Here is a 25,917-nt window from a genome sequence, read left to right as displayed (position 1 = left end):
TTAGACCTGGGCGGCAAGGGCCGGAGGAGCCGGAACGGCGCGGGTCGCACTGTATGCGGCATAGAGCGCTGCGATCGCCAGTCCCGCCATGACGACCCAAGTCAAAAGCGCGCCGACTGCGCGGGCAGGGGACGGGCTGTCACCGTCCATGCCGATCGGATGAGCGACGCGTGCGATGATGAAGGCGCATGCCGCGATCCAAAGCCATAGCGGCGAGCCAAGCGCCAGTTCGACAAGCGCGAACAGGATGAGGACTAGCGGCGCATATTCGGTGAAATTGGCGTGGGCACGCATCCGGCGGGCGAGCAGAGGGTTTCCGCCATCGCCGTGCAGCGTCTTGGCTGACATGCGAATCCGTACGCATCGCGTCGCCAGCCACAGGTCCACAAAAGCGCAGGCGGCGGCCAGTGTCAGCGTGATCGGCAACAGCATGATGGTCTTCTCCCCTTCTCTCTCTGATGAGCAGGGTAACCGGGATGCCGCCAAGGGCAAGGAAGGACTTGCGCCGGGATCAAAAAGCGCTATAGGCGCAGGGCTTCGCGATCACCCGGGCCGCATGGTCTGCGGCGCCTGTGGCGTCGGCATTCCTCGGATATCGGCCAGTCGCTCAACCAGATTTAATTATGGAATAAGGTGCCGACATGGCTGTCCCAAAGAGGAAAACTTCCCCGTCCCGCCGTGGCATGCGCCGCAGCCACGATGCGCTGCGCGTCGAAGCCTATCAGGAATGCTCGAACTGCGGTGAACTGAAGCGCCCGCACAATCTGTGCGAGGGCTGTGGCCACTATAACGGCCGCGAAGTCGTTGCCGTCGGGGCCTGACGACACCCTCTCTCCTGCAAAGGTGTCCTGAAGTGTCCAGCCAACCGCGAATCGCAATCGACGCGATGGGCGGGGATGAAGGAGTGCGCGTGATGATGGCGGGTGTTGCGCTCGCCCGTCACCGCCACGAAGGGCTGCGCTTCACCCTTTTCGGAGACGAGGCGCGGATCAAGGCCGCCCTCGACAATCATCCCAATCTACGGGCCGCGTCCGAAGTCGTGCACGCCAGCGATGTCGTGTCGGCCGGGGACAAGCCCAGCGTCGCGATCCGCAAGAAGGCCAGCTCCATGAGCATGGCCATCGCCGCCGTGAAGGCAGGCGAGGCGGGCGCTGCCGTGTCGTCCGGCAACACGGGCGCATTGATGGCGATGGCCAAGCTCGCTCTGCGCACCATGCCCGGCATTGACCGGCCTGCCCTGGCGGCCTTGCTGCCGACGCTGGGCGACAATGACGTGGTCATGCTGGACCTGGGCGCCAATACCGAGTGCGACGCCCGCAACCTCGTGCAATTCGCCGTGATGGGCGCGGCCTATGCGCGCATCGCGTTCGATCTGGAACGCCCCCGCGTCCGCATCATGAACATCGGCACGGAAGACATGAAGGGCACGGAGGAAATCCGTGACGCCGCCGCCATCTTGCGCGCCGCCACCAGCCTTCCCCTGTCATTCGACGGCTTTACCGAAGGCGACAAGATCGGCCGTGGCGAGGCTGACGTGATCGTCAGCGACGGTTTTTCCGGCAATGTGGCATTGAAGACGGCGGAGGGGACGGCACGCTTCGTCACGGACCTGCTGCGCACGGCCTTTACCAGCTCGATCCGGTCCAAGATCGGCTTCCTGATTTCCAAGCCCGCCATGCATCTGCTGAAGCACCATCTGGACCCCAACAATCATAATGGCGCGGTCTTCCTGGGGCTGAATGGCGTGGTGGTGAAGAGTCATGGCAGCGCCAATGACAAGGGCGTCGCCAACGCGGTCCATGTCGCCGCCCGGCTGTTGGAAGAAGATATCACGCGACGCATCGCCGCCGACATGGCGGGTGTCAGCGCGCTTTCGGGCGTGGCGTCCAAGCAGGAGCTCGCCGCAAAGTGATTCGCAGGTCCGTTCTTCTGGGTACGGGGTCAGCTCTCCCGGTTCGCGCCGTCAGCAATGCTGAACTGGCGGAAACCGTGGATACGAGCGACGAATGGATCGTCGAACGCACAGGCATTCGGAACCGCCATATAGCGGGCGATGGCGAGACGACCTCGACCCTCGCGACCGATGCCGCCAAGGCGGCGCTGGAGGCAGCAGGCCTCGCCGCCCAGGACATCGACCTCATCATCCTTGCGACGGCCACCCCGGACCAGACCTTCCCCGCGAGCGCGACCATCGTTCAGGCCGCGCTCGGTATCGATGATTGCGTGGCATTCGACGTGGCGGCTGTGTGCTCCGGCTTTCTCTATGCCGTCACGGTTGCGGACAGCATGATCCGCTCTGGCGCGGCGCAACGCGCGCTCGTCATCGGTTCCGAGACGTTCAGCCGCATCCTCGACTGGGAAGACCGGACGACCTGTGTCCTGTTCGGCGACGGCGCGGGCGCGATCGTGCTTGGCGCTGAAGAAAGCGCGGATGGTGCGCGCGGCATATTGGCGGCCAAGCTGCATGCCGATGGGCGGCACAACCAACTGCTCTACGTCGATGGCGGCCCCTCGACGACGAAGACGGTCGGCAAGCTCCGCATGAAGGGGCAGGAAGTGTTCCGCCATGCCGTAGTCAACCTGGCGTCCGTGTTGACCGAAGTGATGGAAGTCGCTGGCCTCGGCACGGACCAGATCGACTGGCTGATTCCGCATCAGGCGAACGCCCGCATCCTGGACGCCACTGCGCGCAAGCTGAAATTGTCGCCGGACCGGGTGGTGATGACGGTCGATCGTCACGCCAATACTTCTGCCGCTTCGGTGCCATTGGCGCTTGACCTGGCGATGAGGGACGGGCGGATCAAGCCGGGCGACTTGCTGGTGCTGGAAGCGATGGGTGGCGGCTTCACCTGGGGCGCGTGCGTCCTGCGGGTCTAACCCAAGGTATATACCCCGGAATTCTTTAGATTTCTTCGGCTGACCATCTTGCCGAATCGCTTATGTTATCGCAGGATTTACCATTGGCGTCGGCATTTGACCGGCGGATGAAGGTGGGGACTTTCGATGACTGGCAATGGCACCCTGACACGCGCGGATCTGGCGGAAAGCGTCAACCGGCACATCGGCCTCTCCCGATCCGAAGCGGCGGCGCTTATCGAGTCCATATTGGAGCATATGACGTCCGCGCTCGAACGCGGCGAAAATGTGAAGATATCGAGCTTTGGCACCTTCGTCCTGCGCGACAAGACCGAGCGGATGGGGCGTAACCCGAAAACCGGGGTCGAGGTGCCGATCGAGCCACGCCGCGTGCTGACTTTCCGCGCCAGCCAGACCATGCGCGACCGCGTCGCTGCATCCTGACGCAGGCGGCGGGGCCGACACGCTTTTCCCACGGTTGACCTTTGCGCCGCGATAGGTGCAACATCATGCGATGGAAAAGGCAGAAGGTGCATTCCTGACAATCAGTGAGCTGTCCGGGGAACTGGGGCTGCCGCAGCATATCTTGCGCTATTGGGAAACGCGCTTCCCCCAACTGCGTCCGCTCCAGCGCTCGGGTAATCGCCGCTATTACCGGCCCGCCGATGTCGCACTTGTCCGGCGCATCAACCAACTGTTGAATGTGGAAGGCTTTACCGTGCGGGGCGCGCAGAAGGCGCTGGCCGATGGGCTGGCTTCGCCAAGTCCCGTCGCTGCTCCGGTTGCTGCTGTCCCCACCAAGGCGGAGCAGGGGGCGGATGTGCTGGATCGGCTACTGGCAATCCGCGCAGCTTTGGCAAAGGCCATTGGAGACTAAGAGGAGCTTTGTGCTTTAAAAAGGCGCTATCTCCCGAACCGTTCGCCCTGAGCCTGTCGAAGGGCCTTACTCCTTACTGAAGAAGAACAGGGCTTCGACAAGCATGTCCTGAGCCTGTCGAAGGGCTCAGCCCGAACGGCTTGAGTGTCCAGAGGGGCACATTCCGCCCTAGCAGAGGCCTTGGGTCGCCTCAGAGCAGTAAATCTTAACGCGATTCGGGGCCGAGCGCGGGGTCCAGGTCACGGGGCCGGGTGAAGCTTACCAGCGTGCCCGCGTTCGGTGCGACATCTGCCCAGGCATCGATCTCCAGGTCCAGCACCGCAAGGCTGGCCGTGGGGAACTTGACTTCGACATCGTCGCGGAGCGGGCTGGCGCCATCGTCCGGCACCAGTTCGAGGATCAGTTCCTCCAAGCCCGGATTGTGGCCCGCAAGGATGACGCTGCTGGCTGTGTCGGGCAGATCGCGCAACACGTCGAGCAATGTCGCGACCGACGCCAGGTAGATGCGCCGATCCCAATGGGGATCGAGCGGCTGGCCATAGCCTTCCAGAAACGTGTCAAGCGTCTGCACCACCCGGACCGCGGGGGACGCGACGAGATGGTCGAACTGCATCTTCCGGCTGCGCGCAAACTGACCGATCAGCAGCGCCGCCCTTTCCCCGCGCCGATTGAGCGGCCGGTCGAAATCCCGCTCTACCGGATCGTCCCAGTCGGACTTGGCGTGGCGCAACAGGGTCAACCGCTTCATCTTTGCTCCAGGTCGTGGGTGCCGGATTCGTCTTCCTGCTGCCCTAGCGACATGCCGTGGCCATGGCCAGCGCGGGAATGGGCGCTCACCGCAATGATCGCTTCGTCCAGGGTAACGCGGCGAATGGGGGTGCCTGGCGGAAAGGCGCTCAGCAACCGGCTGGGCATGGCGGCGGACAATATGACGAAGCTGCCGCGATCCTCGGCGCGGCGGATGAGGCGGCCAAAGGCCTGGGCCAGACGCGCGCGGATCAGCCGGTCATCATAGGCTGCGCCACCGCCCGCCAATCGGCGCGCGGCGTGGAGCACCGTCGGCTTCGACCAGGGAACCCCCTCCATCACGACGAGCCGCAGCGAATGGCCGGGCACATCGACCCCGTCGCGCAAGGCGTCGGTGCCGAGCAGCGACGCGCGGGGATCATCGCGGAAGATGTCGATCAGCGTGCCGGTGTCCATCGGATCGACATGCTGGGCGTAGAGCGGCAGGCCCGCCCGCGCCAGACGGTCGGCGATGCGCGCATGGACCGCGCGCAGACGCCGTATCGCGGTGAACAGGCCCAGCGTGCCGCCGCCCGCCGCCTCGATCAGCCGCCCATAGGCGCCCGACAGCGCGGCAATGTCCCCGCGCTTGATATCGGTGACGATCAGCACTTCGGCCCGGCCGGGATAGTCGAACGGGCTTGCCGCCTCGAACCGTTCCGCGCCGCGTGGAAGATGGCTGGCCCCGCTGCGGCTTTCCGCATTGTCCCAATCGCCGCCGCCCTTCAGCGTTGCCGATGTGACCAGCACGCCCTGCGCCGGTTTCAGCACGGCTTCGGCAAGGGGGCGGGTCGGGTCCAGCCAGCGGCGGTGGATGCCGATGTCATATTCCCGCCCTTCGATCCGGTCGACCGTCATCCAGTCGACGAAATCCGCGTCAGCCGGGCCGCCGATCCGGGCAAGCAGCGCCAGCCATGCAGCGATCAGGTCGCGCCGCCAGCCAAGCGAGGCGATCGCGCCTTCGATCCGTGCCCGGGCCGCGCCGTCCAGCCAATCGGGCGCATCCTCGATGACCGCTTCCATCCGCTTGCCCAGCCGGTTCAGCGGCCGGAGCAAAGCATCCAGCGCAAGCGCGGCTTCCTGAGCCGCTTCCACGAGCGGGCCATCGGGCTCTGCAACTTCGGTTTCCAGGCCATAGCCCGCATCCGCCTCACCCACGTCGGCTGCGCGGGCATAGACGGTGCCGCGCACTGCGGCGAGCAACTGTTCCAGCGGCCCGAAAAGCTCGCCCGCGACGATCCGCTTCAGCCACTCGTCGGCGGGCAGGGCGCGGGCCGCATCCGCTGCGGCGCGAATCGCGTCGCCGCCTTCCGCATCATAGCTGGCGAGGTCCGATAGGCGGGCGGCAAGGCCGCGCCTGCGGCCCCGCGAATTGCCTTCCGGACCCATGACCCATCGGCGCAGTTCGATCGCTTCCTGCCCTGACAGGGCGACGGAAAAGGTAGAATCGGCCGCGTCGAAAAGATGATGGCCTTCGTCGAAGATGATGCGCTGGGGCCGTTGACCGGTTTCCCGCCCACGCGCCGCGTTGATCATGACGAGCGCATGATTGGCGATGACGATGTCCGCATCTGCCGAAGCGCGCGCCGACCGTTCGATGAAGCATTTGCGGTAATGCGGGCAGCCTGCGTAGATGCATTCGCCCCGGCGGTCGGTCAGCGCCGTCGATCCGTTGCGGCGGAACAGCGTCGGCAGCCAGCCAGGCAGGTCGCCGCCGACCATGTCGCCATCCTTGCTGAACGCCGCCCAGCGCGCGACGAGTTGGGCTAGGATCGCCGCCCGGCCGGAAAAACCGCCTTGGAGCGCATCTTCCAGGTTCAGCAGGCAGAGATAATTTTCCCGCCCCTTGCGCACCACCACGCGGCGCGCCGCCGTCGCCGGATCGGGGAAAAGGCGCAGGCTTTCCCGGTCAAGCTGCCGTTGGAGCGCCTTGGTATAGGTCGATATCCATACTGTGCCCTGCGCCTCCGATGCCCAGAGCGACGCCGGGGCGAGATAACCCAATGTCTTGCCGATACCGGTGCCCGCCTCCGCCAGCAGCATGTTGGGTTGATCCCGATGCTGGCGCGGGCGGAAGCTTTCCACGGCGGCTGCGGCATAGGCACGCTGTCCGGGCCGGGCTTCCGCCGCACTGCCGGTCAGATGGGCCAGCCGCGCCAGTACCGCGTCTTCATCGAGCGAGATGGTGCGCGGCGCTGGACGCGGGGGCGTTTCCTCCCATTCAGGCAAGCGGGAGAACAGCCAGCGTTCCGCTTCGGGCGGTCGGTTTATCCGGGGCGTGACCAGTGGCGCCCACGGCCAGCGGAGGCGGAGAAGCGTCTGGGCGGAGGTCCAGCCGCCCTCGCGCTCGGCCCATGCCGGCGAGCCGAGAATGTCGAGCAGCGCTGCGGTCGCGGCTTGCAGCAGTTGCGGAATGTCCGCTTCGCTGCCCGGCCGCTCCAGGCCAAGCGATTCGGCCAAACCCTTGGGCGTTGGCACGAGGAAGCGGGCCGGATGAACGAAAGCCCACAGCTCCAGCAGGTCGAGGCCATTGAGTTCGGGATAGCCGAGCCTTTGGCCGGTGAGCGGTGCGTTGAGCAGCAAGGTCGGGGTTTCGGCAGCGCAGGCGATGGCCGCTCCCTTGGCGACCGCCTGCGTGTTTCCGCCCTCGCGCAGCCAGATCCCACCATGGCTGGCATGAAGGGCGGGCAGGGCAGTCGCGTCGATCACTCCCGTCGCTTAGGCGAGCGGGAACAAAAGGGAAACCGGAAAAAGGCGCGATTCAGCTTGCGCGGCGGCCAAATCCATTTGGTTGCGAGAGGAAGGGACGGGCCATGAATGCGCCTTCGCCACGCTTATGTGCGAGCGGCGATCGCAGGCGGGTCCGCGCCATCTCCAGCATGTCGAACAGCGGGCCGTCCACCAGCTCATAGGGGAAGCGGACGCCCATGCGATCGGGTTCGGACCACTGCACCGTGGCGAAGACGATCTGCCCTTCAAAGCCGATCTGGCATTGGCTGCGAGCCGCCAAGCTGCATCCACGGATCAAGGCGCCGCCTTCGCTCAGGTCGACGATGCTGCCCTCCAGGCTGTCGAGCACGGTTGTCACGACGATGTCGATGTCGACAATTATGCGTTGGCGAGTGCGCGCGATATGCATGGTGCCTGTAATCCCCCTTCGATCGGGGGAATATGCCGCATCATAGTTAATCAAGGTTAAACATGACTGTCGCGGTCGAAGCGCGGGCGGCAAACAGGGATCGCGGAAAGCCGTTCCATTTCGCGGCTGCCAAGGCTAGGGGCATCTGCATCATGACTGTGTCCGATATCGTCCGCACCGCCGCTCAGGCGTCCAAGGCCTGGCCCTATGAAGAAGCGCGCAAGCTGCTGAAGCGCTACCAGAATGGCGCGCCTGAAAAAGGCCATATCCTGTTCGAAACCGGCTATGGCCCGTCGGGCTTGCCGCATATCGGGACCTTCAACGAAGTGTTGCGCACGACGATGGTCCGCAACGCCTATCATGCGCTGTCGGACATACCCACGCGCCTGATCGCGTTCAGCGACGATATGGACGGGCTGCGCAAGGTGCCGGACAATGTGCCGAACCAGGCGATGCTGGCCGAACATCTCGGCAAGCCGCTGACGCAGGTGCCCGACCCGTTCGAAAAGTTCGAAAGCTTTGCGCACCATAATAATGCGATGTTGCGCGACTTTCTCGACCGCTTCGGCTTCGACTATGAGTTCGTCTCGGCCACGGATCGCTACACGTCCGGTGCGTTCGACGATGCGCTCAGGAATGTCCTGCGTCATTATCAGGACATCATGGACATCATGTTGCCGACCCTGCGCAAGGAACGGCAGGTGACCTATTCGCCCGTGCTGCCGATTTCCGCGAAGAGCGGCATCGTCCTTCAGGTGCCGGTCGAGGTGCTGGACGCCGACGCAGGGCTGGTGCGCTTCGAGGATGAGGGCGAGATCGTCGAACAGTCGATCCTCTCGGGCGGCGCGAAGCTGCAGTGGAAGGTCGATTGGGCGATGCGCTGGGTCGCGCTGGGCGTCGACTATGAAATGGCGGGCAAGGATCTGATCGATTCCGTCACACAGTCCTCGCGGATCTGCCGCGCGCTCGGCGCTCGTCCGCCCGAGGGCTTCAACTACGAAATGTTCCTGGATGAAAAGGGAGAGAAAATCTCTAAGTCCAAGGGCAACGGCCTCAGCCTCGAGCAATGGCTGACCTACGGGCCGCAGGAAAGCCTGGCCTTTTACGCCTATCGCGAACCGAAGAAGGCCAAGCAGCTGCACATGGGCGTGATCCCGCGCGCGGTGGACGAATATTGGCAGTTCCGCGGCAATTATCCCAACCAGCCGGTAGAGCAGCAACTCGGCAATCCGGTGCACCACATCCATGACGGCAAGCTGCCGCAAGGAAAGCTGCCGGTGACCTTCGGGCTGCTGCTCAATCTGGTCGGCGTGATGGGGGATGCCAGCCGCGAGCAGGTGTGGGGATATCTGCAAAATTATGTTCCGGGCGCCAGTGCGGAGACCTACCCTGAACTGGATGCGCTGATCGGGCATGCGCTTGCCTATCATCGCGATTTCGTCGCGCCGACGCTGAAGCGCCGCGCTCCCGAAGCCAATGAAGCAGCCGCCTTGCGCAGGCTGGACGACGAACTGGCGGCTTTGGATGACGGCGCGACGGCTGAGGACATCCAGAATATCGTCTATGCCATCGGCAAGGACGAAGCCTTCGGCTTTGCCGAACTGCGGGACTGGTTCAAGGCGCTGTACCAGACATTGCTGGGTGCTGATCAGGGGCCACGGATGGGAAGCTTCATTGCGCTCTACGGCATCGGCAATAGCCGTCGCCTGATCGCCGAAGCGCTGAGCTGACCTACGGGAACATTCACAGCAGGTGAGCGTTCCTATTCTGGTCCACCCCCTTTCGGACTGATGGCGTGCCCTGCGCGCGTCATCGGCCGCGCCCGCTCGGAGACGGGCGGCGCGGCCAAGGGGCTTTTCCACAATTTGGCTGACCTGTGTAGGTGCTGCGCGCCGTTGCGTATCTTCGTCTCTGGACGCTGGTCGCTCACATGAAAACGGCTCCGGACTTTCGCCCGGAGCCGCTCGTCATGCGTGATACTGCCGATTACCAGAAGAAGCCCCGATGGACCTCCATCACGCGGCCGCTGCGGACATTGACCAGCAGCACGTCATTATAGTGCCTTACCCAGCGAAGATTGGGGTTACCTGGCCGGGACAGGCGATAACGATAGGGGTCGCTGATATAGTAGCGGGAATTATAGTAGCTCGGGCGCAGCTGCGATCCGACTTCCCAGCGATTGTAGCGGAACGGCGCACGCCAGTTGCCGCCGCGATAGACGTCGCGGTGCGAACGGCGATAGTCGCGCCAATCTTCGCGCAATTCCTGTCGCGCGTCGCGGACATCGCGGCGCTGCTCGCGCACGTCGTGGCGTGAGCCGTAGCGGCGTGCATCACGCAGCTCGCGCTGTTCCTGACGCAGTTCCCGCGCACTGTCGCGTACCTCGCCGCGCGACTGGGCCATGACGGCGCCTGGCATTGCGGTCGCTGCGATAAGGCCGAGGATGATCAACTTACGCATATATCTTCTCCCATCAGCTTGGCGGCCCTGAACCGGTGAGGGATCAAACTTCTTTCCCCGATGACCGGTTCCGCCACCAACAGGCTGCTTATGCGCCCCGTCCGCTGAACCTTCAGGGAATGAGGTAGTCAGGAATCAGACATTTATGTCGCAACTTGTATCACCGTTATGAACCGCGGCTTCGGCTTCAGGCCGTCCAGCGGCGCTCGCGAAACCATTTGGTGACGACATATTTGATGCCGCTTTCGACGGGCCGCGCGGCGTGCAGGCTCATGGGGTTGGGAGCGCCGTCAGCCTTCATGTTGTTCCAGATGAGGATCATGCCTTCCACCGGCGGCACCATGAATTCGCAATGGGGAAAATGCGTCTCCCCGCCCGCAGCGACGGGGGAAAGATAGATCATCGCCGTCCAACTGCGCTGTCCCCCTGTCTTCATCATTGCGGGCCAGTAGCTGGCGGTGACCGGGAAATAGTCGCAATGCGCCTTATATTCCTGGCCCGTTGCATAGCGCTGACCCTGCAGGGTTTCGCCATTTTCGGGCGGCAGTCCGGTCAGTGCGCAGATCCGGTCGCTGATGCTTTTGACGAGCGGATCATACGGGCTGAGATTGCAGCTGTGGCTAGTGCGGTAATCCGCGTTCGCGCTGCCGGAGAAGAGGGTCGAAGGCTGCGCATCCGCATCGATCAGCGTGCGCAGGGCCTCGCACTCCTCGGCGCTCAGAAAGCCGTGCCGCCCGTAAATCTCCAGATCGGGCGCATCGATCCGGCTGACCATGGGATTGCGGTCCAGCTTCGCCCGCACGGTGTCGCCGATCTTCGCCCTTATGGTGGAGGCGGTGCCGCCATCATCGATCATGTCCGTCATGCCTGCTTCCTGCCGCCGCTGATGAGAGGGTGCAAATGAAAAGGGCCCGGCGCGCCTGGCGCCGGGCCCAGATGATGTCCGCCGGACGATCTCCAGCTTACCAGAAGAATTCCGGAATCACGTCCACGACATAGCCGTCCCGGATATCGACGAGCAGGGCATCGTCATAATAGCGGATCCAGCGCAGCGTCCCATAAGCTGGGGGCAGGCGATACGACCATGGATCATCGATCCAATAATTGTTCGCGAACAGCAGGCTGTTCAGGAATATGCCAACCGACACGCGGCTGTAGCCATAATCCCAACCGCGCGGGGCATAATAGCGGCCGATGCGGTAGCGGTCCCCATAACGCGCCCGGTAGCCGCGCCAGTCATAGCGGCGGTCCTGCCGCCAGCCATTGTCCCAGCGCCGCTGGCTGCTCCAGCGGGTGCGATCGTCGAAGCGGCGCGGCCCGGCCAGGGTGCCGCGCCAGTTGTTGCCGCTGTCGAGCCTCCCGCTCGGCCGGTAGCCGTTCCAGTCGGGGCGCCGCTCGGCGCGATTGTCGCGCCAGTCGGGCCGGTCCCCGCGCCGATCATCCCGCCATTGCGGACGCTCGCCGACAGATCTTTCCCTGATGCGGGCATCGTTGCGCCATGCATCGCGGGCCGCATCGGTGCGGACGTCGCCGCTGCCCCGCCATTGGCGATCGGTCTGCTGCGGAACGGCTTGAGCGCGAACACGATCATTGGCCCGATCGCCGCCACGGTCCTGCCAGCGCTGCGTTGCCGCCCGGTCACCGCGCATGCCGCCGTCCCCGCGCTGGCCATATTGCCCGCCATCCCGGGATGCCCGGCCATCGGCGCGGCCCGATTGTTCGCTGCCGCGATCGCGGCCGCCATCCTGCCAGCGTTGGGCATATGCCGGAGCAACGCCGCCCAGCACCGTGGCGGTCATCAGGCCCGCCAGCATCATCTTCCTCAACATGATCTTTGACTTTCCAAAAGGGGCGCCATGCCCCGCATGTTGCCTTTTTATGTCCCCCGCCATGTCGCGAGGCTGAACTTGTTCGTCAGCGATCAGAAAGAATCTTCTATCATGAAGATGGATAATGGAGCCAGGCGGGCAAAAACCCGTTATGCAGCTAGAAAATAGATCAACTGCTGTCGTTGGCCTTAAAAGCTGATCTAGATCAGTGCGCGGCTTGTTAACAGCTTTTAGGAACGACGAGTGAAGAGAACGTCCAGTGCCGGCCGTGTCCGACAGGCCCTCCGTGATGCCACCATGGCGAATCACCAGCGCGTGGACGAAATTTATTCAGACTTCTCGCTTGGTTCACCGGCTGAATATGCCGCTTTCCTGAAGGCGCATGCTCGTGCCCTCATGCCGCTCGAAAAGCTGGCTCAACCGGATTCGCCACGTTTGCCCCAGCTTGTCGAGGATCTTGCGGTCCTGGGCGAAGCGCTGCCCGAACCGCTCGCTGCTGAAGCAGGTGTAAGTGAAGCCTTTCGCTGGGGCGCTCTCTATGCCCTCGAAGGTTCGCGCCTGGGTGGTGCCATGCTGGAGCGGCGGGTGGCTCCGGGACTGCCGCGCGCTTATCTGAAGGCCGGGCACCACAACGGCAGTTGGATCGCATTTCAGCAGGCGCTGGACGCGGCCGCCGATGGCGGCGGGCAGGAATGGATCGACAGTGCGGTGCAGGGCGCAGAGGCTGCCTTCGCGCTCTTTGCCGCAGGCGCCGCGGCGGAGCGCCTGAATAATGGCTGAGCGCACGGACGCGGATGACGCGAGCTTCGCGGTCGACATCAACAATTGCGATCGCGAACCCATTCATGTGCCCGGCACCATACAGCCTTTCGGCTTTCTGATCGCGGTAACGGCCGACTGGCTTGTCTCACGCGTTTCGGCAAATTGTGAAAAGTTCATCGGCCTCGCGCCTGAGCAGATGCTCGGTAAGCCGATCAACGATATTTTCAGCGCCGACGCCATACATTCGTTACGCAACCGCATCACGTTGCTGCGTGGTCCCGACGCGGTCGAGCGGATATTTTCGCTGGTCCTGATCGATGGCATCAAGCCGTTCGACATTGCGGTGCATTTTTCCGGCTCGCTGGTCGTCATAGAGGCGGAGCCCGCCTTTGCGGATGAGATGGAGGCCACCAGCATGGTGCGCTCCATGGTTTCGCGGCTGGCCCAGACGGACAGCATGGCGGCCTTCCTGCGTGATGGCGCGCGACAGGTGAGGGCGCTGACGGGCTTTGACCGGGTCATGGTCTATCGCTTCGCCGACGGTGGAGATGGTGAGGTCGTGGCCGAAGCGTTGCGATCAGGCATCGACAGCTTTTTCGGGCTGCACTATCCCGCCTCTGACATCCCGACCCAGGCCCGGGCGCTTTATCTGCGCAATATCTTCCGGGTTATCGCGGACGTGAAAGCGGCGCCCGTTCCTATCATCCCGACGCTTGATCCGTCCGGTGCCGCGCTCGACATGTCGCTCAGCCTGCTGCGCGCGGTGTCGCCGATCCATATCGAATATCTCGGCAATATGGGCGTTGGCGCCTCGCTCTCCATCTCGATCATCGTCGAGGGACGCCTGTGGGGCTTGTTCGCCTGCCACCATTATGGGCCGCGCCTCCCCACCTTTGCCCAACGCAGCGCGGCGGAGTTGTTCGGGCAGATCTTCTCCATGATGCTGGAAAGCCGGGAGCGGGCCGAAACCGCGGAATATGAGGGCAAGGCGCGGCAAGTGGCCGATCGCCTGATGTCCGCCGTGGCGCAGGATCATGATCTGCTGTCCAACGCCCGTTGGCTCGGCGACGTCATCTTCGACACCGTGCCCGCAGACGGCGTGGGCGTGTATATAGATGGGGAGATGACGCTTGCCGGGCTGACGCCCGACCGGTCCGCTTTCACGGCCATCGTGTCGATGCTCAATCGCGCAGCGGCAAGCCAGGTCTTCGCCACCGATTGCCTCAGCGGAATCATGCCCGAAGCGGTCGCCTATGCCGATCGCGCCGCAGGCCTGCTGGCGATCCCGCTGTCACGGCGGCCGCGCGATTATGTCGTGTTGTTCCGTGCCGAACAGATGCGTTCCGTGCGCTGGGCGGGCAATCAGGAAAAGCATATCGAATATGGCCCCAACGGGCCGCGTCTCTCACCGCGCAAGAGTTTCGAGGAATGGTCGCAACTTGTGAAGGGCACCTCCGTGCCTTTCACCCCGGCCGAACTGCGCGTTGCCGAGGCGCTGCGGACGGCATTGCTGGAAGTGGTGCTGCGCCTGTCCGACTCCGCCAATGAAGAACGGCAAAAGGCGCATGAGAAGCAGGAACTGCTGATCGCCGAACTGAACCACCGGGTGCGCAATATCCTGTCGCTCATCCGGGGGCTGCTGTCGCAGACGCGTGACAATGCCCGGTCGGTGGACGAGTTCATCGACAAGTTGGAAAGCCGGGTCCACGCGCTGGCTCGTGCGCATGACCAGATCACGGCCGACCGCTGGGCACCGGCGCGGTTGCAGGACCTGATCGATGTCGAGGCCGGGGCTTATCTCGGTGAGAAGCGTGACCGGGTCAGGCAGACGGGCCCCAATGTCCTGCTGACGCCTTCGGCCTTTACCGTTCTGGCGCTGGTCATCCACGAAATGCTGACCAACGCCGCGAAATATGGCGCATTGTCGGATGGCGGCACGGTCAGCATCGACTGGCACGTCGATCCCGATGGCAGCTTGCTGATCGACTGGAATGAGAGCGGCGGCCCGGCGGTCGTTGCGCCGACCCGCCGTGGTTTTGGTTCGACCGTCATCGAACGGTCCATCCCCTACGACCTGGATGGGAAGGCCGAGATCTCCTACCGCTTGGCTGGGCTGGAGGCGCATTTCTGCATCCCTTCGACCCATGTCGTGTCGATATTGCCTGATGTGACCGGCAGCGAAAAGGCAAAGCCGCTGCATGCTCCGACGCCCGGCTTGCTGAAGGGCCGCAACGTCCTGCTGGTCGAAGATAATATGATCATCGCCATGGACGGCGAAGACGCGCTGCGGGATTTGGGTGCTGAGGTGATCACCGCCGCCAGCGTCGGGCGCGCCCGCGAGGCGTTAGCTTCGCATCGTGTCGATTTCGCGGTGCTCGATTTCAACCTCGGCAACGAAACGAGCTTGCCGGTCGCCGATCTGCTTGCGGAAAATGGCATCAGTTTTCTGTTCGCCACCGGCTATGGCGACGGCCTGGACCTGCCCGATCGCTTTGGCCAGCTCACCTTGCTCAAGAAGCCTTATTCCGGCGCCACGCTGGCGCAGGCGATCGCTCCCATGATTGGTGCGGAAAAAGCCTGAAGCGGTGCGAAACGCACTGTTTCGCTGCGCATGCTTGCATGGCGGGGCGCGCCACGCGATCTTCATGCCATGAAACAGCCAAGCCTTTACATACCGCATGGTGGCGGTCCCTGCTTCTTCATGGACCCAGCCGATCCGAACCGGCCTGCGAGCGACCCGATGTGGCAGTCGATGCAGGACTATCTCGCACAGCTGATCGAACGCCTGCCGGAGCGGCCGCGCGCGATGCTGATCATCTCCGCCCATTGGGAGGAGCCGATCTTCACCGTGCATAAGGGCGACCGTCCAGACTTGCTGTTCGACTATTATAACTTTCCGCCGCACAACTACTCGCTGAGCTGGAACGCGCCCGGCGCGCCAGAGCTTGCCGATCGCGTTGCTCATCTGCTGAGCGAGGGCGGTTTTCCAGTCGCAGATGAGCGCGAACGGGGGTGGGATCATGGCGTCTTCATTCCGATGAAGGTCGCGCGGCCACAGGCGGACATTCCCGTCGTTCAACTCTCGCTGCGGCACGATCTGGACCCGACGGCCCATATCGCGGCGGGCCGCGCCCTTGAGCCATTGCGGGATGAAGGGGTCGTGATCATCGGTTCGGGCATGAGCTTCCACAATATGCGGGTTCAGGATTCGCAGGCGAGAACGCCCTCGCTCCTGTGGCACGCAGCGCTCAACGATGCCGTCATGGATGATGATCCGCAGCGGCGATCGGCTCGGGTGGCAGCGTGGGACCAGTTGCCCGAGGCGCGCTTCGCGCATCCGCGCGAGGAGCATCTGCTGCCCCTGATGGTGGCGGTCGGGGCGGGCGGCAGCGACCCTGCCCGGCTGGACTATGACGATGCGGTGCGCGGATGGCCGGTGTCGGCCTATCGCTTCGGATAAGCGTTCAGGGACGGCGGAGCGCGGGAACCGCGCGGGCGGCCTCCTCGGGCGACACGCCGGGCGGCGGGGCGGCCTCGACCTGCTCCTCGCCTCGCATGACCTTTCCGGCGCGCTTTATGGCGCCGCGCAGGCGGGGATAGATGCCGCACCGGCAGATGTTGGTGATGGCGGCGTCGATCTCCTCGTCGCTCGGGTTGCTGTTGCGCTTCAGCAGGACGGCCGCCGTCATGAGCACGCCCGGGATGCAATAGCCGCACTGTGAAACATTGTCGGCGGCGAAGACCTGTTGCAGGGGGTGCCCCCGGTCGGGGGAAAGCGCCTCTATCGTGGTGACGAAACGGCCTTCGGTTTCCCTGATCGTGACCTGGCATGACCGCACGGCCTGGCCGTCTATATCGACGGTGCAGGCACCGCAGTCGCCCGTTCCGCACCCATATTTGGTGCCGGTCAGGTTGGACGCGTCACGCAGCGCCCATAGCAGGGGCGTGTCGGGGTCCATGCGATATTGAACCGGGCGGTCGTTCACCGTGAACTTGGTCATGACGCCTCTTCCGCCTCCGCTTCATGGTACAGCACTTCGTTGCGGATGTGTATGATCCGCGATGCCAGGCGGATTTCCTGGATGAAAGTGCCAAAGGCAGCCGCCTGCAGGAGCATCGACAAGCTGAAGAGGATCGCGATCAGCGTGCCGAGATGCGCGCCGAACAGATTGCCCGCGAACAGCAGGATGACCACCAGGCAGACCGCGCCAGCGGACATTACCGTCAGGAAAATGGCGCTGTTGACGACGCTCATCCGGCGGTCGAGCACCCGGATTTCCGCCACCATCCGGTCATGTTCCCGGCCCCGGCTGACCAGGATTTTGCCTTCCAGTAAACGCGCGCGGTCAATGATGCGCGCGAGCCGCCCCACACAAACGTTGAGGAAGGCGCCGATGCCTGCCAGCAGGAACACCGGCGCGAGCGCCAGTTGGATCGTCTGCGCAACCTGGGAAACCTGCGGAAGGGAGTTCATCGTCTGTCTGTCATCCTGTCGACAAACCAGCGCACCAGCAGGAAAATGACAAGGGCTGAAAAAGGCGCGATCCACAAAATGTGAGCCGCATCGTCCTTGCGCCCACAAGATTGCGCATCGCCGCAGTCACCGATCACCGAACCGACGAATACGATGGCGGAAAAGCCAAGAAATGCGATCCCCGCCATGCAGCCGCACACTCCGCCAAGAATGCGCGGCCGATAGCCTCCGTACTGATTCAGGCGGCGCCCTTGGCGGGCGTGTTGATGCCCATAGACTTCAGATATTGTTTGATGTTGCGGGCTGCCTGCCGCAGCCGCTGCTCATTTTCCACCATGGCGATGCGGACGAAGCCTTCGCCATCTTCGCCATAGCCGACACCCGGCGCGACAGCGACCTTGGCATGGGTCAGGAGCTGCTTGGAAAATTCCAGGCTGCCCATCTCTTTCAGCGCAGGCGGCAGCGGGGCCCAGGCGAACATCGACGCCCTGGGCGCGGGGATTTCCCATCCTGCGCGGCCAAAGGCTTCCACCATCACGTCGCGGCGCTTGTGGTAGAGTTCGCGGTTCTTCTGGACGATGTCTTGCGGTCCGTTGAGCGCGGCGCAGGCCGCCGCCTGGATCGGCGTGAACGCGCCATAGTCGAGATAGGATTTCACCCGTTTGAGCGCAGTGATCAACTGCCGGTTTCCTACCGCGAAGCCGATCCGCCAGCCTGCCATGGAATAGGTCTTGCTGAGCGAAGTGAACTCCACCGCGACATCCTTCGCGCCCGGCACCTGCAGAATGGAGGGCGTCGGATTGCCGTCATAATAAAGTTCGGAATAGGCAAGGTCGGACAGGATCCAGACCTTGTTCTCCTTCGCCCAGGCGACCAGCCGCTCGTAAAAGGCGAGGTCGACCGTCTCAGCGGTCGGATTGCTCGGATAGCCGACGACCAGGATCGAAGGACGCGGCACAGTGAAGGCCATCGCCCGTTCCAGCGACTTCCAATAATGTTCGTCCGGCGTCGTCGGCACCGACCGGATGGTCGCGCCCGCGATGATGAAGCCGAACATGTGGATCGGGTAGCTGGGATTGGGCGCCAGCACGACATCGCCGGGCGCGGTGATCGCGGTCGCGAGGCTGGCGAGCCCTTCCTTCGATCCCATCGTGACCACGACCTCGGTCTCGGGATCGAGTTCGACGCCGAAGCGGCGGCCGTAATAATTGGCCTGCGCCCTGCGGAGCCCCGGGATGCCCATCGACTGGGAATAGCCGTGCGCACTCGGCTTCTGCGCGACTTCGACCAGCTTGGCGATGACATGGTCGGGCGGCGGCAGGTCGGGATTGCCCATGCCAAGGTCGATAATGTCCTCTCCCGCGGCTCGCGCGGCGGCCCGCATCGCATTGACTTCAGCGATGACATAGGGCGGCAGGCGCTTCATGCGGTAGAATTCTTCGGACATTATAGGGCTTTCCTGAAAGGTCTCCATGAGGGATAGTGCGGCCTGCACTTTCGGTGCGGCGCGCCTTGGCTATAGCCCGCAAGGCGGCCTCGCGCCAGCGAAAGCGGCGGATGTCAAGGATGCCAGGAGGAGGAGAGTGGCCATGAAAGCGCAGGACCTCAACGAGCCGCATCTTCCGACGCTGGAGCAGATGCAGCAATGGACGCAAGTGGTGGGCCGGGCACAGCAGCTCTTGCTGGAGCAGGCCGCCGGGGCGACGGGCCGAGCGCTCCCGTTCGACCCTGACGCCGTCGCTCGCATCCAGACCGGCTTTGCCAATGAAGGGCTGGCACTCTGGCAGCGGTTCCTCGATTCAGGCGGCGTGCTGCGCGATGAGCCCGACGCGCCTCCACCCGACAGCCCCGCCGCGCGCAAGGATCGCCGCTTCGCCGATCCGGCCTGGACCAAGCACCCTTTCTACGACCTCATCCGGCAGAGCTATCTGCTGCTGTCGGACTATCTGCTGAAGCTGACCGATGCGGTGGACGGGGTCGATCCCAAGCAGAAGGCAAAGCTGCGCTTTGCCGCCAGCGGCATGCTGGATGCGGTCGCGCCCAGCAATTTCCTGCTGACCAATCCGACCGTGATGGAAAAGACCCTGCAGAGCGGTGGCGAAAATCTGGTGAAGGGCCTGCAACATATGCTGGCCGACCTGGAAAAGGGGCAGTTGACGCAGACCGACGGCACCGTCTTCGAGCTTGGCCGGAACATCGCGGCCACCCCTGGCAAGGTCATCAAGGAAACGCCGCTTTATCAGCTGATCCATTATGCGCCGACCACCGAACAGGTGCTTGAAACGCCGCTCGTCATCTTCCCGGCCTGGATCAACCGCTTTTACATCCTCGATCTTTCGCCGGAAAAAAGCTTCGTCAAATGGGCGACGGATCAGGGGATCAGCGTTTTCCTGCTGTCCTGGAAGTCGGCGGATGCGTCGATGAAGGATCTGCTGTGGGATGATTATATCGTCCATGGACAGATCGACGCGATCGACACGGTGCGGGAACTGCTGGGCGTGCCGAGCGTCCATGCGATCGGCTATTGCGTGGCGGGCACCACGCTCGCCGCAACGCTTGCCCTGCTCGCCGCGCGCGGTGAAGCGGAGAAGGTGGCGAGCGCGACCTTCTTCACCGCGCAGGTCGACTTTACCGAAGCGGGCGACCTCGGCCTGTTCGTCGATGATGAGCAGATGCAGCTGATCGACCAGCTTTCGGCCGGGGGCTTTCTGGACGGGCGCTACATGGCCGCCACCTTCAATCTGTTGCGGGGCCGTGACCTCATCTGGAATTATGTGGTCAACAATTACCTGCTGGGGCAGGATTATCCGCCGTTCGACCTGCTTTACTGGAATGGCGACACCACCAATCTTCCGGCGCGCTGGCACAAAAATTACCTGACCCAGCTTTACCGCGACAATCAGTTGATCAAGCCCGGCGCGCTGACCGTCGATGGGACGCCCGTCGATCTCAGCAAGGTGCAGACGCCAGTTTATGTGCAGGCGGGGCGGGAAGACCATATCGCGCCACCTGAAAGCGTGTGGAAGATCACATCGCACTTTTCCGGGCCGATACGCTTCCTGCTCGCAGGATCAGGCCATATCGCAGGCGTGGTGAATCCTCCGGCTGCGCAGAAATATCAATATTGGACCTGCGACGAGTTGCCGGGAAGCCTCGCTGACTTTGTGGCGGGCGCGAAGGAAACGAAGGGCAGCTGGTGGCCTGACTGGATCGAATGGATTCGGTCGCTTGGCGATTCGACGGTGCCCGCCACGGGTGCCCGCATCCCTGGCGAAGGCGCGCTCAAAGCCATAGAGGATGCGCCTGGACGCTACGTCAGAGAGCGTTAAGCCCCTGCCTTTGCTGGTAGTGGAGACAGTGCCTCCCTAGCTCCGCCGGGCTTTTGCTGCACTGCACAAAATATTCTTGCATTGAAGCCGCGCCCTGTGTATTGTGCAGTGCAGCAACGGAGAATGTTCGAATGGCAGTGACTCCAAAGCCCTCTCGGCAAAAGGCCGCGGTTAAGAAATCCGCTTCGACGCTTTCGGCGGCCGAAGCATTGAAGGCCGCGGAAAGCGCGGTCGGCTCCGGGCCTAAGGCGGCTCCGGCAAGCAAGCCGACGGCGCCCAGGAAAGCTGCGGTCAAGAGCGGCGCCTCGGCTGATCCGGTCGCGATCATCGCTGCCACCACGGCGGCCGATGCAGCGCCCGAACCGGCTGCGCCGCCGCAGATCGAACCCGTGCCTGATGCGCCTGCGCCGCTGGTCGAAGAAACCGCTGCCCAAGTTGAACCAATCAAGAGCCTTTCGTCCGAGGCCGGGCCGGTAGAGCCCAAGACGCTGCCTGCCACAGAAGGAACCAAGATGATGAACGACGTGATCGAAACCGGTAAGAAGTTCGCTGAAGAGACCAAGGCCAAGTTCGAAACGGCCTATGCCGACTTCAACGTGAAGGCCAAGGCTGGCGTCGAAAAGTCGACCAAGGCGATCGAGGAACTGAGCGATATCGCCAAGGGCAATGTCGAAGCGCTCGTCGAATCGGGCAAGATCGCGGCCAAGGGCATCGAGACCATGGGTCAGGACGCGGTCGACTACAGCCGCAAGAGCTTCGAAAAGGCGACTGCCTCGCTCAAGAGCTTCTCCACCGTCAAGACGCCGACCGAATTCTTCCAGCTGCAAAGCCAGCTTCTGTCGAGCAGCTTCGACGAGCTGACCAAGGAAGCCGCCAAGAACAGCGAAGCGCTGATCAAGCTGGCAGGCGAAGTGGCCCAGCCGCTTACCGCGCGCGTCACGGTTGTCACCGACAAGGTGAAGTCGCTCGCGGTCTGATCTGCGATCGAACCTCAAAAGGAAGAACAGGCTCCCGCCGCTGTGGTGGGAGCCTTTTTTCGTGGTTACCGCGTCCGGTAGCGCGATGACTCGCCATCTGCGCCCCTTGCCTTGACGTCTGGAATCGCCATATTCTCACCCGTCATGAGCAGCATCAGCACATATCGGGAGAAGATGGCCGGCCGGGACCAGGACGACCAGGGCGAAGGCCCCGGCGGTCCCAATGTCGGCATCGCCACGCGCACCCGCGCGCGCACCAAAAAGCCGTCTCTCTACAAGGTGTTGATGCTGAACGACGATTACACGCCGATGGAATTCGTCGTGCACGTCCTCCAGCAATTCTTCCGCATGGATATGGAGGAAGCGACCCGCGTCATGCTTCACGTGCACCAGCGCGGCGTCGGCGTGTGCGGCATCTTCAGCTATGAAGTGGCGGAAACGAAGGTGAACCAGGTGATGGATTTCGCCCGGCAGAACCAGCATCCGCTGCAATGCACGCTGGAAAAGGCCTGAGCTTCCGCTTCGGCAGGGGCTGATCGGCCTTATATCCTGTGATGCTACGGAGGCCCGCAGCGCCTGGCATGGTTATCATATTTTAAGGATGGATCGCTAGGCAGGCATCGTCATGTCTGCCGCTCTTCGTTCCCCATCTCCCAGACTGGCGCCGCTGATTGCCGGTGTTGCTTATTTCACGATCGCGTCGGTGGCCCTGCTTTGCTCCCGCTTCGAAGGCGGCATCGCGTTCATTTGGGCTGCGAACGCCTTGTTGATGGCCGAACTGCAGACGTCGGAGACCAGCTACTGGCCGCGCGCGATCACGGCATGCGGCATCGCCAGCATCCTGTCGACGGCGTTGTTCGGCATGGGGCCGTGGGCGGCCGCTCCGATGGCGATCATCAACATAGCCGAATCGCTGATCGTCGCCATCCTGTGCCGCCGCTTCATTCCCGTTCATCTGAGTGATGGGTCCAGGCGCTCCCTTCTGGTCTTCATCTTCGCGCTTTGTATTCCCGCCAACATCGTCGCCGGTACAGGGGCGGCTCTGGTTGCGTCGGTGTTTACCCCGGTCTCGTTCGGCGCGTCCTGGCTGCAATGGTATAGCGGGCATATTCTGGGCGGCCTTGTCTGCACGCCGATCCTGACGATGCTCCTGCAGGGGCAGGTGAGCGAATGGCTTGGCGAAACGTCCGGCCGGAAGAAGTTGGAGGTGCTATGCCTTCTGCTGCTCTTCTCGCTCGTCGCCGTTCATGTCTTCTTCTTCGCCCATTACCCGCTTCTGTTCCTGCTGGTGCTGCCGCTGGTCACGATCGCCTTTCGCATCGGTTCTTTGGGTGCCGCGGCCTCCATCGTGCTGCTCGCGCTGATTGGCGGAGGGGCGACCATGACGGGCCATGGACCGATCGCCCTGATCAGCAGCGACATTGGTGACCGCACGCAATTGTTCCAGCTGTTCCTAGCCCTGAGCTTCCTGCTTGCCATGCCGCTCGCCGCCGAACTGAACGGCCGCCGCCGCTTGTTCCAGACATTGCAGGCGAGCGAGGCGCGCTACCGCGCCATTGCCGAACATAGCGGCGACGTGGTGTTGAACATCAGCGTCGATGGCATCATCCAATATGCGTCACCCTCGGCTGCCGAGCAGATCGGCTGTGCGCCCGCCTTGCTGGTCGGCCGCGCGGCGGAAATCGTCGTGGATCCTCAGGACCGGGCTGAGGTGAAGGGGGCGCATCAGCGCGCGCTGGCGCGGCCGGGGGATGTGCAGACGGTCGAATTCCGCCCTGCTGCTTTCACCGACGGGGCCGACTGGTGCGAAATGGTGACGCGCGCCATGCTGGACGAACAGGGGCTGCCCACGGGCGTCGTCAGCACGATTCGGGACATGTCGCGGCACAAGGCGCGTCAGCGGGCGCTGCAACGGGTTGCGGCGGTGGATACGCTCACCGGGGCGGACAGCCGCTGGGCCTTTCTGGAAAAGCTGGACCAGGAAATCCAGCGGGTCTCGCGCGGCGCCCAGGCTTGCCTGCTGCTGATCGACATCGATCATTTCAAGTCGATCAACGATCGATATGGCCATGGTGTTGGGGATCAGGTGCTTTCCAGCTTCGTGGAACGGCTGCGGCCGGGCCTGCGCGGCGGCGACAGTATCGGCAGGCTGGGCGGCGAAGAGTTCGCCATCCTTCTGACCGGCGCCGACATCCAGCGGGCGAGCATGGTGTGCGAACGGCTACGGGACATGGTTTCGGAGCGGCGGATCAGTACCGTCGGCTGCGAATCCGTCATCGTCACCTTCAGCGCCGGGCTTGTGGAACTGAAGGGCAGGGCGGACCGGGCGGGGCTGCTCGACGCTGCGGACAAGGCGCTCTACCGCGCCAAGAACAGCGGACGCAATTGCCTGCGGCTTGCCGCCTGACTTTTCCCATTCCCGCGTCCGCCATGCCTTGAAACAAGCTCATATTTATACAGATGATATGTTGTAACTTCATCTGGTCTGGCCTATGTAGTGGCCACCATGCCGATCAGCATCCGCTCCAGCCTTTTGAATGGCCGCCTAGACCGCGCCGCGATCGCGCTATCGGGCCTGTGCGTTGCGCATTGCATCGGCACCGCCGTGCTGCTCGGTCTTCTCGCTTCTGCGGGCGGCATCTTCGAAAATCCGCTGTTCCACGAGGTCGGCCTCGTGCTCGCGATCATGCTGGGCGCGATCGCGCTCGGTCATGGCGCTATGAAGCATGGTTTCATGATGCCCGCCGCGATCGGATCGCTGGGCCTTGGCATCATGGCCGGCGCGATGACGCTCGACCATGGCTGGCAGGAAAGCGCCTATACATTGCTGGGCGTTGTGACGCTCGCCCTCGGCCACGATCTTAATCACCGCGCCGGACGTTAAAGACTTCAAACAACAGGCCTGATCGACCGGCAAAAAAAAGGGGACGATCCGCCCCCTTTTTTCCATTCACTCATGCATTCCCGCTCAGAAATGCTTGCGATCCACATGATGCTCGCCCTTCACCCAGCGGACGGTGCCCGTGCTCGCGCGCATGACGACGCTGTCCGTGGTCAGCTTGCCGCCCGGCAACCGCTTCACACCGGCCAGCAGTGATCCATCGGTCACCCCGGTCGCTGCGAAAATGCAGTCGCCCTTAGCCAATTCCTTCAGGTCATAGACTTTGTCGAGATCGGTGATGCCCCATTTGAACGCCCGCGCGCGCTCGTCATCGTTCCGGAACAGGAGCTTGCCTTTGAACTGCCCGCCGACGCAGCGAAGCGCGGCGCAGGCGAGCACGCCCTCGGGCGCGCCGCCCGATCCCATGTAGATGTCGATGTTGGTTTCAGGGTTGGTGGTCGCGATCACACCGGCCACGTCGCCGTCCGGGATCAACATGATGCCGCACCCGATCGCGCGCAGTTCCCCGATCAGCTTCTCGTGGCGGGGCCGGTCGAGAACGCAGACGATGATCTCGTGGGGATCGACACCCTTGGCCTTCGCCACGGCCTCGACATTTTCCTTCACCGACTTGTTGAGGTCGATGATCCCGTCGGGGTAGCCGGGACCTACCGCCAGCTTTTCCATGTAAACATCGGGCGCGTTCAGCAGGCCACCTTCTTCCGAGATGGCAAGCACCGCAAGGGCATTGGGCCCGGCCTTCGCCGTGATCGTGGTCCCTTCCAGCGGGTCGAGCGCAATGTCGATCTTTGGGCCGGATCCGATCGCGTTTCCGACCTTCTCGCCGATGTAGAGCATCGGCGCTTCGTCGCGCTCGCCTTCGCCGATGACCACCGTGCCATCCATGTAGAGGTCGTTGAACGCCATGCGCATCGCTTCGACAGCGGCAGCATCAGCCGCCTTTTCGTCGCCGCGTCCAATCAGCTTCGAGGCGGCGATGGCGGCCGCTTCGGTGACACGCACCATCTCAAGCACCAGGACACGATCGAGAACTGAGCTAGCCTGCACCATGATAATCCCTCTGCTGTCTCTTTGTGATCAGCGCGATAGGAGGTCCTCCTTGGCTTGTCGACCCATCCAGCGGACATGATCCCGCTTTTCGCGGCGCCAATGCAACGGAAGGTCGTCTGCGGCGTTGGGCGGGCTAATCAGGATAAAGGGTCGTGATGATGATCGCCGCGCTGCTTGCCGCCAGCTTCGTTCAACCTACAATCATCACGGCGCAGCATAAGGTACATGGTTCAGCACCGTGCCTGGCGTCTCCGCAACTGTGCGCTTCGGGATCATCCCCATCGGCGCGGCTCAAGGGCGACGCCATGGCTCCAGGGCCCGATAACAAGATGAGCGCCTACCGCTTTGACGCGCGCCCCTGCCGGATAATCGGCAACATGGGCTGCCCCAAACAAGCGCGGTTGCGGCTGTTCCGCTTGGGTGAACCTTTGCGCGATACGCTCATGCGCAGCTTCGGGCCGCGTTGACGCGCAGGC

Annotated in this window: 27 protein-coding genes; 15 read left to right on the top strand and 12 right to left on the bottom strand. The window is 63.3% G+C overall.

Annotation, left to right across the window (positions count from 1 at the left end; translation table 11 throughout):
* Nucleotides 1–432: an MAPEG family protein gene (locus ACYU8T_RS10015; protein ID WP_461159324.1), complete on the bottom strand. Its 432-nt coding sequence runs from the start codon at nt 430–432 to the stop codon at nt 1–3.
* A gap of 209 nt (nt 433–641) precedes the next feature.
* Between ACYU8T_RS10015 and rpmF the strand changes: the two genes are divergently transcribed.
* The 5 genes from rpmF to ACYU8T_RS09990 all read left to right on the top strand — a co-directional run bounded on the left by rpmF (nt 642) and on the right by ACYU8T_RS09990 (nt 3,733).
* Nucleotides 642–821, top strand: a complete 180-nt coding sequence (gene rpmF, locus ACYU8T_RS10010; protein WP_022682012.1) for a 50S ribosomal protein L32 — start codon at nt 642–644, stop codon at nt 819–821.
* A gap of 65 nt (nt 822–886) precedes the next feature.
* Nucleotides 887–1,912 (top strand): phosphate acyltransferase PlsX, encoded by a 1,026-nt coding sequence (gene plsX, locus ACYU8T_RS10005; RefSeq protein WP_236575140.1) that lies wholly within the window; start codon nt 887–889, stop codon nt 1,910–1,912.
* Entirely contained in the window at nt 1,909–2,877 is a 969-nt protein-coding gene (locus ACYU8T_RS10000; protein ID WP_097092399.1) for a beta-ketoacyl-ACP synthase III, read from the top strand. Before plsX ends, ACYU8T_RS10000 begins: the two co-directional genes overlap by 4 nt.
* A 126-nt stretch (nt 2,878–3,003) precedes the next feature.
* Nucleotides 3,004–3,300, top strand: coding sequence for an integration host factor subunit alpha (gene ihfA, locus ACYU8T_RS09995; RefSeq protein ID WP_097092398.1), 297 nt, complete (start codon nt 3,004–3,006; stop codon nt 3,298–3,300).
* Nucleotides 3,301–3,370: 70 nt separating this feature from the next.
* Nucleotides 3,371–3,733 (top strand): MerR family transcriptional regulator, encoded by a 363-nt coding sequence (locus ACYU8T_RS09990; RefSeq protein ID WP_461159323.1) that lies wholly within the window; start codon nt 3,371–3,373, stop codon nt 3,731–3,733.
* A gap of 205 nt (nt 3,734–3,938) precedes the next feature.
* Here ACYU8T_RS09990 and ACYU8T_RS09985 read toward each other — a convergent pair whose 3' ends face one another.
* From ACYU8T_RS09985 to ACYU8T_RS09975, 3 genes are read right to left on the bottom strand one after another with little or no spacing between them, the layout of a single operon-like run.
* Nucleotides 3,939–4,481, bottom strand: a complete 543-nt coding sequence (locus ACYU8T_RS09985; protein WP_461159322.1) for a SixA phosphatase family protein — start codon at nt 4,479–4,481, stop codon at nt 3,939–3,941.
* Nucleotides 4,478–7,228 carry an ATP-dependent DNA helicase gene (locus ACYU8T_RS09980; protein WP_461159321.1) on the bottom strand — a complete coding sequence of 917 codons (2,751 nt, stop codon included), beginning with the start codon at nt 7,226–7,228 and terminating at the stop codon, nt 4,478–4,480. The genes ACYU8T_RS09985 and ACYU8T_RS09980 overlap by 4 nt, the downstream gene beginning before the upstream one ends.
* 52 nt (nt 7,229–7,280) lie before the next feature.
* Nucleotides 7,281–7,658 (bottom strand): PilZ domain-containing protein, encoded by a 378-nt coding sequence (locus ACYU8T_RS09975; protein ID WP_461159320.1) that lies wholly within the window; start codon nt 7,656–7,658, stop codon nt 7,281–7,283.
* Between the two features lie 152 nt (nt 7,659–7,810).
* On the opposite strand from ACYU8T_RS09975, the gene ACYU8T_RS09970 reads away from it, so the two are divergent.
* On the top strand, nt 7,811–9,388 hold the full coding sequence (locus tag ACYU8T_RS09970; protein WP_461159787.1) for a lysine--tRNA ligase: 1,578 nt from the start codon (nt 7,811–7,813) through the stop codon (nt 9,386–9,388).
* Nucleotides 9,389–9,644: 256 nt separating this feature from the next.
* On the opposite strand, the gene ACYU8T_RS09965 is transcribed toward ACYU8T_RS09970, so the two are convergent.
* From ACYU8T_RS09965 to ACYU8T_RS09955, 3 genes are all read right to left on the bottom strand, one after another.
* A complete protein-coding gene (locus ACYU8T_RS09965) occupies nt 9,645–10,118 on the bottom strand; it encodes an RcnB family protein (protein ID WP_097092393.1) in 474 nt (157 codons plus the stop codon).
* Nucleotides 10,119–10,305: 187 nt separating this feature from the next.
* Complete coding sequence (locus ACYU8T_RS09960; RefSeq protein WP_461159319.1) at nt 10,306–10,983, bottom strand: 2OG-Fe(II) oxygenase; 678 nt, start codon at nt 10,981–10,983, stop codon at nt 10,306–10,308.
* A gap of 97 nt (nt 10,984–11,080) precedes the next feature.
* The gene (locus ACYU8T_RS09955; RefSeq protein WP_247229724.1) at nt 11,081–11,947 is read right to left on the bottom strand and encodes an RcnB family protein; all 867 of its coding nucleotides are present in this window, start codon (nt 11,945–11,947) and stop codon (nt 11,081–11,083) included.
* Between the two features lie 297 nt (nt 11,948–12,244).
* On the opposite strand from ACYU8T_RS09955, the gene ACYU8T_RS09950 reads away from it, so the two are divergent.
* The 3 genes from ACYU8T_RS09950 to ACYU8T_RS09940 all read left to right on the top strand — a co-directional run bounded on the left by ACYU8T_RS09950 (nt 12,245) and on the right by ACYU8T_RS09940 (nt 16,169).
* The gene (locus ACYU8T_RS09950) at nt 12,245–12,727 is read left to right on the top strand and encodes a biliverdin-producing heme oxygenase (protein ID WP_201515662.1); all 483 of its coding nucleotides are present in this window, start codon (nt 12,245–12,247) and stop codon (nt 12,725–12,727) included.
* The gene (locus tag ACYU8T_RS09945; protein WP_461159318.1) at nt 12,720–15,290 is read left to right on the top strand and encodes an HWE histidine kinase domain-containing protein; all 2,571 of its coding nucleotides are present in this window, start codon (nt 12,720–12,722) and stop codon (nt 15,288–15,290) included. The genes ACYU8T_RS09950 and ACYU8T_RS09945 overlap by 8 nt, the downstream gene beginning before the upstream one ends.
* A 69-nt stretch (nt 15,291–15,359) precedes the next feature.
* Entirely contained in the window at nt 15,360–16,169 is an 810-nt protein-coding gene (locus tag ACYU8T_RS09940; protein ID WP_461159317.1) for a DODA-type extradiol aromatic ring-opening family dioxygenase, read from the top strand.
* A 4-nt stretch (nt 16,170–16,173) separates the two neighbouring features.
* Here the strand turns inward: ACYU8T_RS09940 and ACYU8T_RS09935 are convergent, their stop codons facing one another.
* Genes ACYU8T_RS09935 through ACYU8T_RS09920 form a run of 4 tightly spaced genes read right to left on the bottom strand, consistent with a single transcriptional unit; the run spans nt 16,174 to nt 18,630 of the window.
* Nucleotides 16,174–16,710, bottom strand: coding sequence for a (2Fe-2S)-binding protein (locus ACYU8T_RS09935; RefSeq protein WP_461159316.1), 537 nt, complete (start codon nt 16,708–16,710; stop codon nt 16,174–16,176).
* Nucleotides 16,707–17,183 carry a DUF2721 domain-containing protein gene (locus ACYU8T_RS09930; protein WP_461159315.1) on the bottom strand — a complete coding sequence of 159 codons (477 nt, stop codon included), beginning with the start codon at nt 17,181–17,183 and terminating at the stop codon, nt 16,707–16,709. The genes ACYU8T_RS09935 and ACYU8T_RS09930 overlap by 4 nt, the downstream gene beginning before the upstream one ends.
* Nucleotides 17,180–17,371, bottom strand: a complete 192-nt coding sequence (locus tag ACYU8T_RS09925; RefSeq protein ID WP_461159314.1) for a hypothetical protein — start codon at nt 17,369–17,371, stop codon at nt 17,180–17,182. Before ACYU8T_RS09925 ends, ACYU8T_RS09930 begins: the two co-directional genes overlap by 4 nt.
* Nucleotides 17,372–17,421: 50 nt before the next feature.
* Entirely contained in the window at nt 17,422–18,630 is a 1,209-nt protein-coding gene (locus ACYU8T_RS09920) for an LL-diaminopimelate aminotransferase (RefSeq protein ID WP_097092386.1), read from the bottom strand.
* Between the two features lie 142 nt (nt 18,631–18,772).
* On the opposite strand from ACYU8T_RS09920, the gene ACYU8T_RS09915 reads away from it, so the two are divergent.
* The 5 genes from ACYU8T_RS09915 to ACYU8T_RS09895 all read left to right on the top strand — a co-directional run bounded on the left by ACYU8T_RS09915 (nt 18,773) and on the right by ACYU8T_RS09895 (nt 24,373).
* The gene (locus ACYU8T_RS09915) at nt 18,773–20,512 is read left to right on the top strand and encodes a PHA/PHB synthase family protein (protein ID WP_461159313.1); all 1,740 of its coding nucleotides are present in this window, start codon (nt 18,773–18,775) and stop codon (nt 20,510–20,512) included.
* A gap of 131 nt (nt 20,513–20,643) precedes the next feature.
* The gene (locus tag ACYU8T_RS09910) at nt 20,644–21,489 is read left to right on the top strand and encodes a phasin family protein (protein WP_461159312.1); all 846 of its coding nucleotides are present in this window, start codon (nt 20,644–20,646) and stop codon (nt 21,487–21,489) included.
* A 144-nt stretch (nt 21,490–21,633) separates the two neighbouring features.
* Nucleotides 21,634–22,002 carry an ATP-dependent Clp protease adapter ClpS gene (gene clpS, locus ACYU8T_RS09905; protein WP_176502233.1) on the top strand — a complete coding sequence of 123 codons (369 nt, stop codon included), beginning with the start codon at nt 21,634–21,636 and terminating at the stop codon, nt 22,000–22,002.
* Between the two features lie 112 nt (nt 22,003–22,114).
* Nucleotides 22,115–23,896 (top strand): sensor domain-containing diguanylate cyclase, encoded by a 1,782-nt coding sequence (locus tag ACYU8T_RS09900; protein WP_461159311.1) that lies wholly within the window; start codon nt 22,115–22,117, stop codon nt 23,894–23,896.
* A 99-nt stretch (nt 23,897–23,995) separates the two neighbouring features.
* Nucleotides 23,996–24,373, top strand: coding sequence for a MerC domain-containing protein (locus tag ACYU8T_RS09895; RefSeq protein WP_201515655.1), 378 nt, complete (start codon nt 23,996–23,998; stop codon nt 24,371–24,373).
* Between the two features lie 84 nt (nt 24,374–24,457).
* Here the strand turns inward: ACYU8T_RS09895 and glpX are convergent, their stop codons facing one another.
* Nucleotides 24,458–25,441 carry a class II fructose-bisphosphatase gene (gene glpX / locus ACYU8T_RS09890; protein WP_201515654.1) on the bottom strand — a complete coding sequence of 328 codons (984 nt, stop codon included), beginning with the start codon at nt 25,439–25,441 and terminating at the stop codon, nt 24,458–24,460.
* 152 nt (nt 25,442–25,593) lie between these two features.
* Here glpX and ACYU8T_RS09885 point away from each other — a divergent pair, with 152 nt between their 5' ends.
* Entirely contained in the window at nt 25,594–25,908 is a 315-nt protein-coding gene (locus tag ACYU8T_RS09885; protein WP_461159310.1) for a hypothetical protein, read from the top strand.
* The last annotated feature ends 9 nt before the right edge of the window (nt 25,909–25,917 follow it).

Source organism: Sphingobium sp. TomMM35A (assembly GCF_054771735.1).
Note: the sequence above shows the minus strand (reverse complement) of the source record. Positions and strands in the feature narration are given on the sequence as shown.

Bases quoted from the DNA above. Each gene is read 5' to 3' on its own strand.
- ACYU8T_RS09910 (WP_461159312.1), top strand. From the start codon at position 20,644: ATGGCAGTGACTCCAAAGCCCTCTCGGCAAAAGGCCGCGGTTAAGAAA.
- ACYU8T_RS09900 (WP_461159311.1), top strand. From the start codon at position 22,115: ATGTCTGCCGCTCTTCGTTCCCCATCTCCCAGACTGGCGCCGCTGATT.
- ACYU8T_RS09945 (WP_461159318.1), top strand. From the start codon at position 12,720: ATGGCTGAGCGCACGGACGCGGATGACGCGAGCTTCGCGGTCGACATC.
- ACYU8T_RS09915 (WP_461159313.1), top strand. From the start codon at position 18,773: ATGAAAGCGCAGGACCTCAACGAGCCGCATCTTCCGACGCTGGAGCAG.
- glpX (WP_201515654.1), bottom strand. From the start codon at position 25,441: ATGGTGCAGGCTAGCTCAGTTCTCGATCGTGTCCTGGTGCTTGAGATG.
- plsX (WP_236575140.1), top strand. From the start codon at position 887: ATGGGCGGGGATGAAGGAGTGCGCGTGATGATGGCGGGTGTTGCGCTC.
- ACYU8T_RS09920 (WP_097092386.1), bottom strand. From the start codon at position 18,630: ATGTCCGAAGAATTCTACCGCATGAAGCGCCTGCCGCCCTATGTCATC.
- ACYU8T_RS09970 (WP_461159787.1), top strand. From the start codon at position 7,811: ATGACTGTGTCCGATATCGTCCGCACCGCCGCTCAGGCGTCCAAGGCC.
- ACYU8T_RS09935 (WP_461159316.1), bottom strand. From the start codon at position 16,710: ATGACCAAGTTCACGGTGAACGACCGCCCGGTTCAATATCGCATGGAC.
- ihfA (WP_097092398.1), top strand. From the start codon at position 3,004: ATGACTGGCAATGGCACCCTGACACGCGCGGATCTGGCGGAAAGCGTC.
- ACYU8T_RS09925 (WP_461159314.1), bottom strand. From the start codon at position 17,371: ATGGCGGGGATCGCATTTCTTGGCTTTTCCGCCATCGTATTCGTCGGT.
- ACYU8T_RS09985 (WP_461159322.1), bottom strand. From the start codon at position 4,481: ATGAAGCGGTTGACCCTGTTGCGCCACGCCAAGTCCGACTGGGACGAT.
- ACYU8T_RS09955 (WP_247229724.1), bottom strand. From the start codon at position 11,947: ATGTTGAGGAAGATGATGCTGGCGGGCCTGATGACCGCCACGGTGCTG.
- ACYU8T_RS10015 (WP_461159324.1), bottom strand. From the start codon at position 432: ATGCTGTTGCCGATCACGCTGACACTGGCCGCCGCCTGCGCTTTTGTG.
- ACYU8T_RS09975 (WP_461159320.1), bottom strand. From the start codon at position 7,658: ATGCATATCGCGCGCACTCGCCAACGCATAATTGTCGACATCGACATC.
- ACYU8T_RS09950 (WP_201515662.1), top strand. From the start codon at position 12,245: ATGGCGAATCACCAGCGCGTGGACGAAATTTATTCAGACTTCTCGCTT.
- rpmF (WP_022682012.1), top strand. From the start codon at position 642: ATGGCTGTCCCAAAGAGGAAAACTTCCCCGTCCCGCCGTGGCATGCGC.
- ACYU8T_RS09930 (WP_461159315.1), bottom strand. From the start codon at position 17,183: ATGAACTCCCTTCCGCAGGTTTCCCAGGTTGCGCAGACGATCCAACTG.
- ACYU8T_RS09990 (WP_461159323.1), top strand. From the start codon at position 3,371: ATGGAAAAGGCAGAAGGTGCATTCCTGACAATCAGTGAGCTGTCCGGG.
- ACYU8T_RS09940 (WP_461159317.1), top strand. From the start codon at position 15,360: ATGAAACAGCCAAGCCTTTACATACCGCATGGTGGCGGTCCCTGCTTC.
- clpS (WP_176502233.1), top strand. From the start codon at position 21,634: ATGAGCAGCATCAGCACATATCGGGAGAAGATGGCCGGCCGGGACCAG.
- ACYU8T_RS09895 (WP_201515655.1), top strand. From the start codon at position 23,996: ATGCCGATCAGCATCCGCTCCAGCCTTTTGAATGGCCGCCTAGACCGC.
- ACYU8T_RS09965 (WP_097092393.1), bottom strand. From the start codon at position 10,118: ATGCGTAAGTTGATCATCCTCGGCCTTATCGCAGCGACCGCAATGCCA.
- ACYU8T_RS09960 (WP_461159319.1), bottom strand. From the start codon at position 10,983: ATGACGGACATGATCGATGATGGCGGCACCGCCTCCACCATAAGGGCG.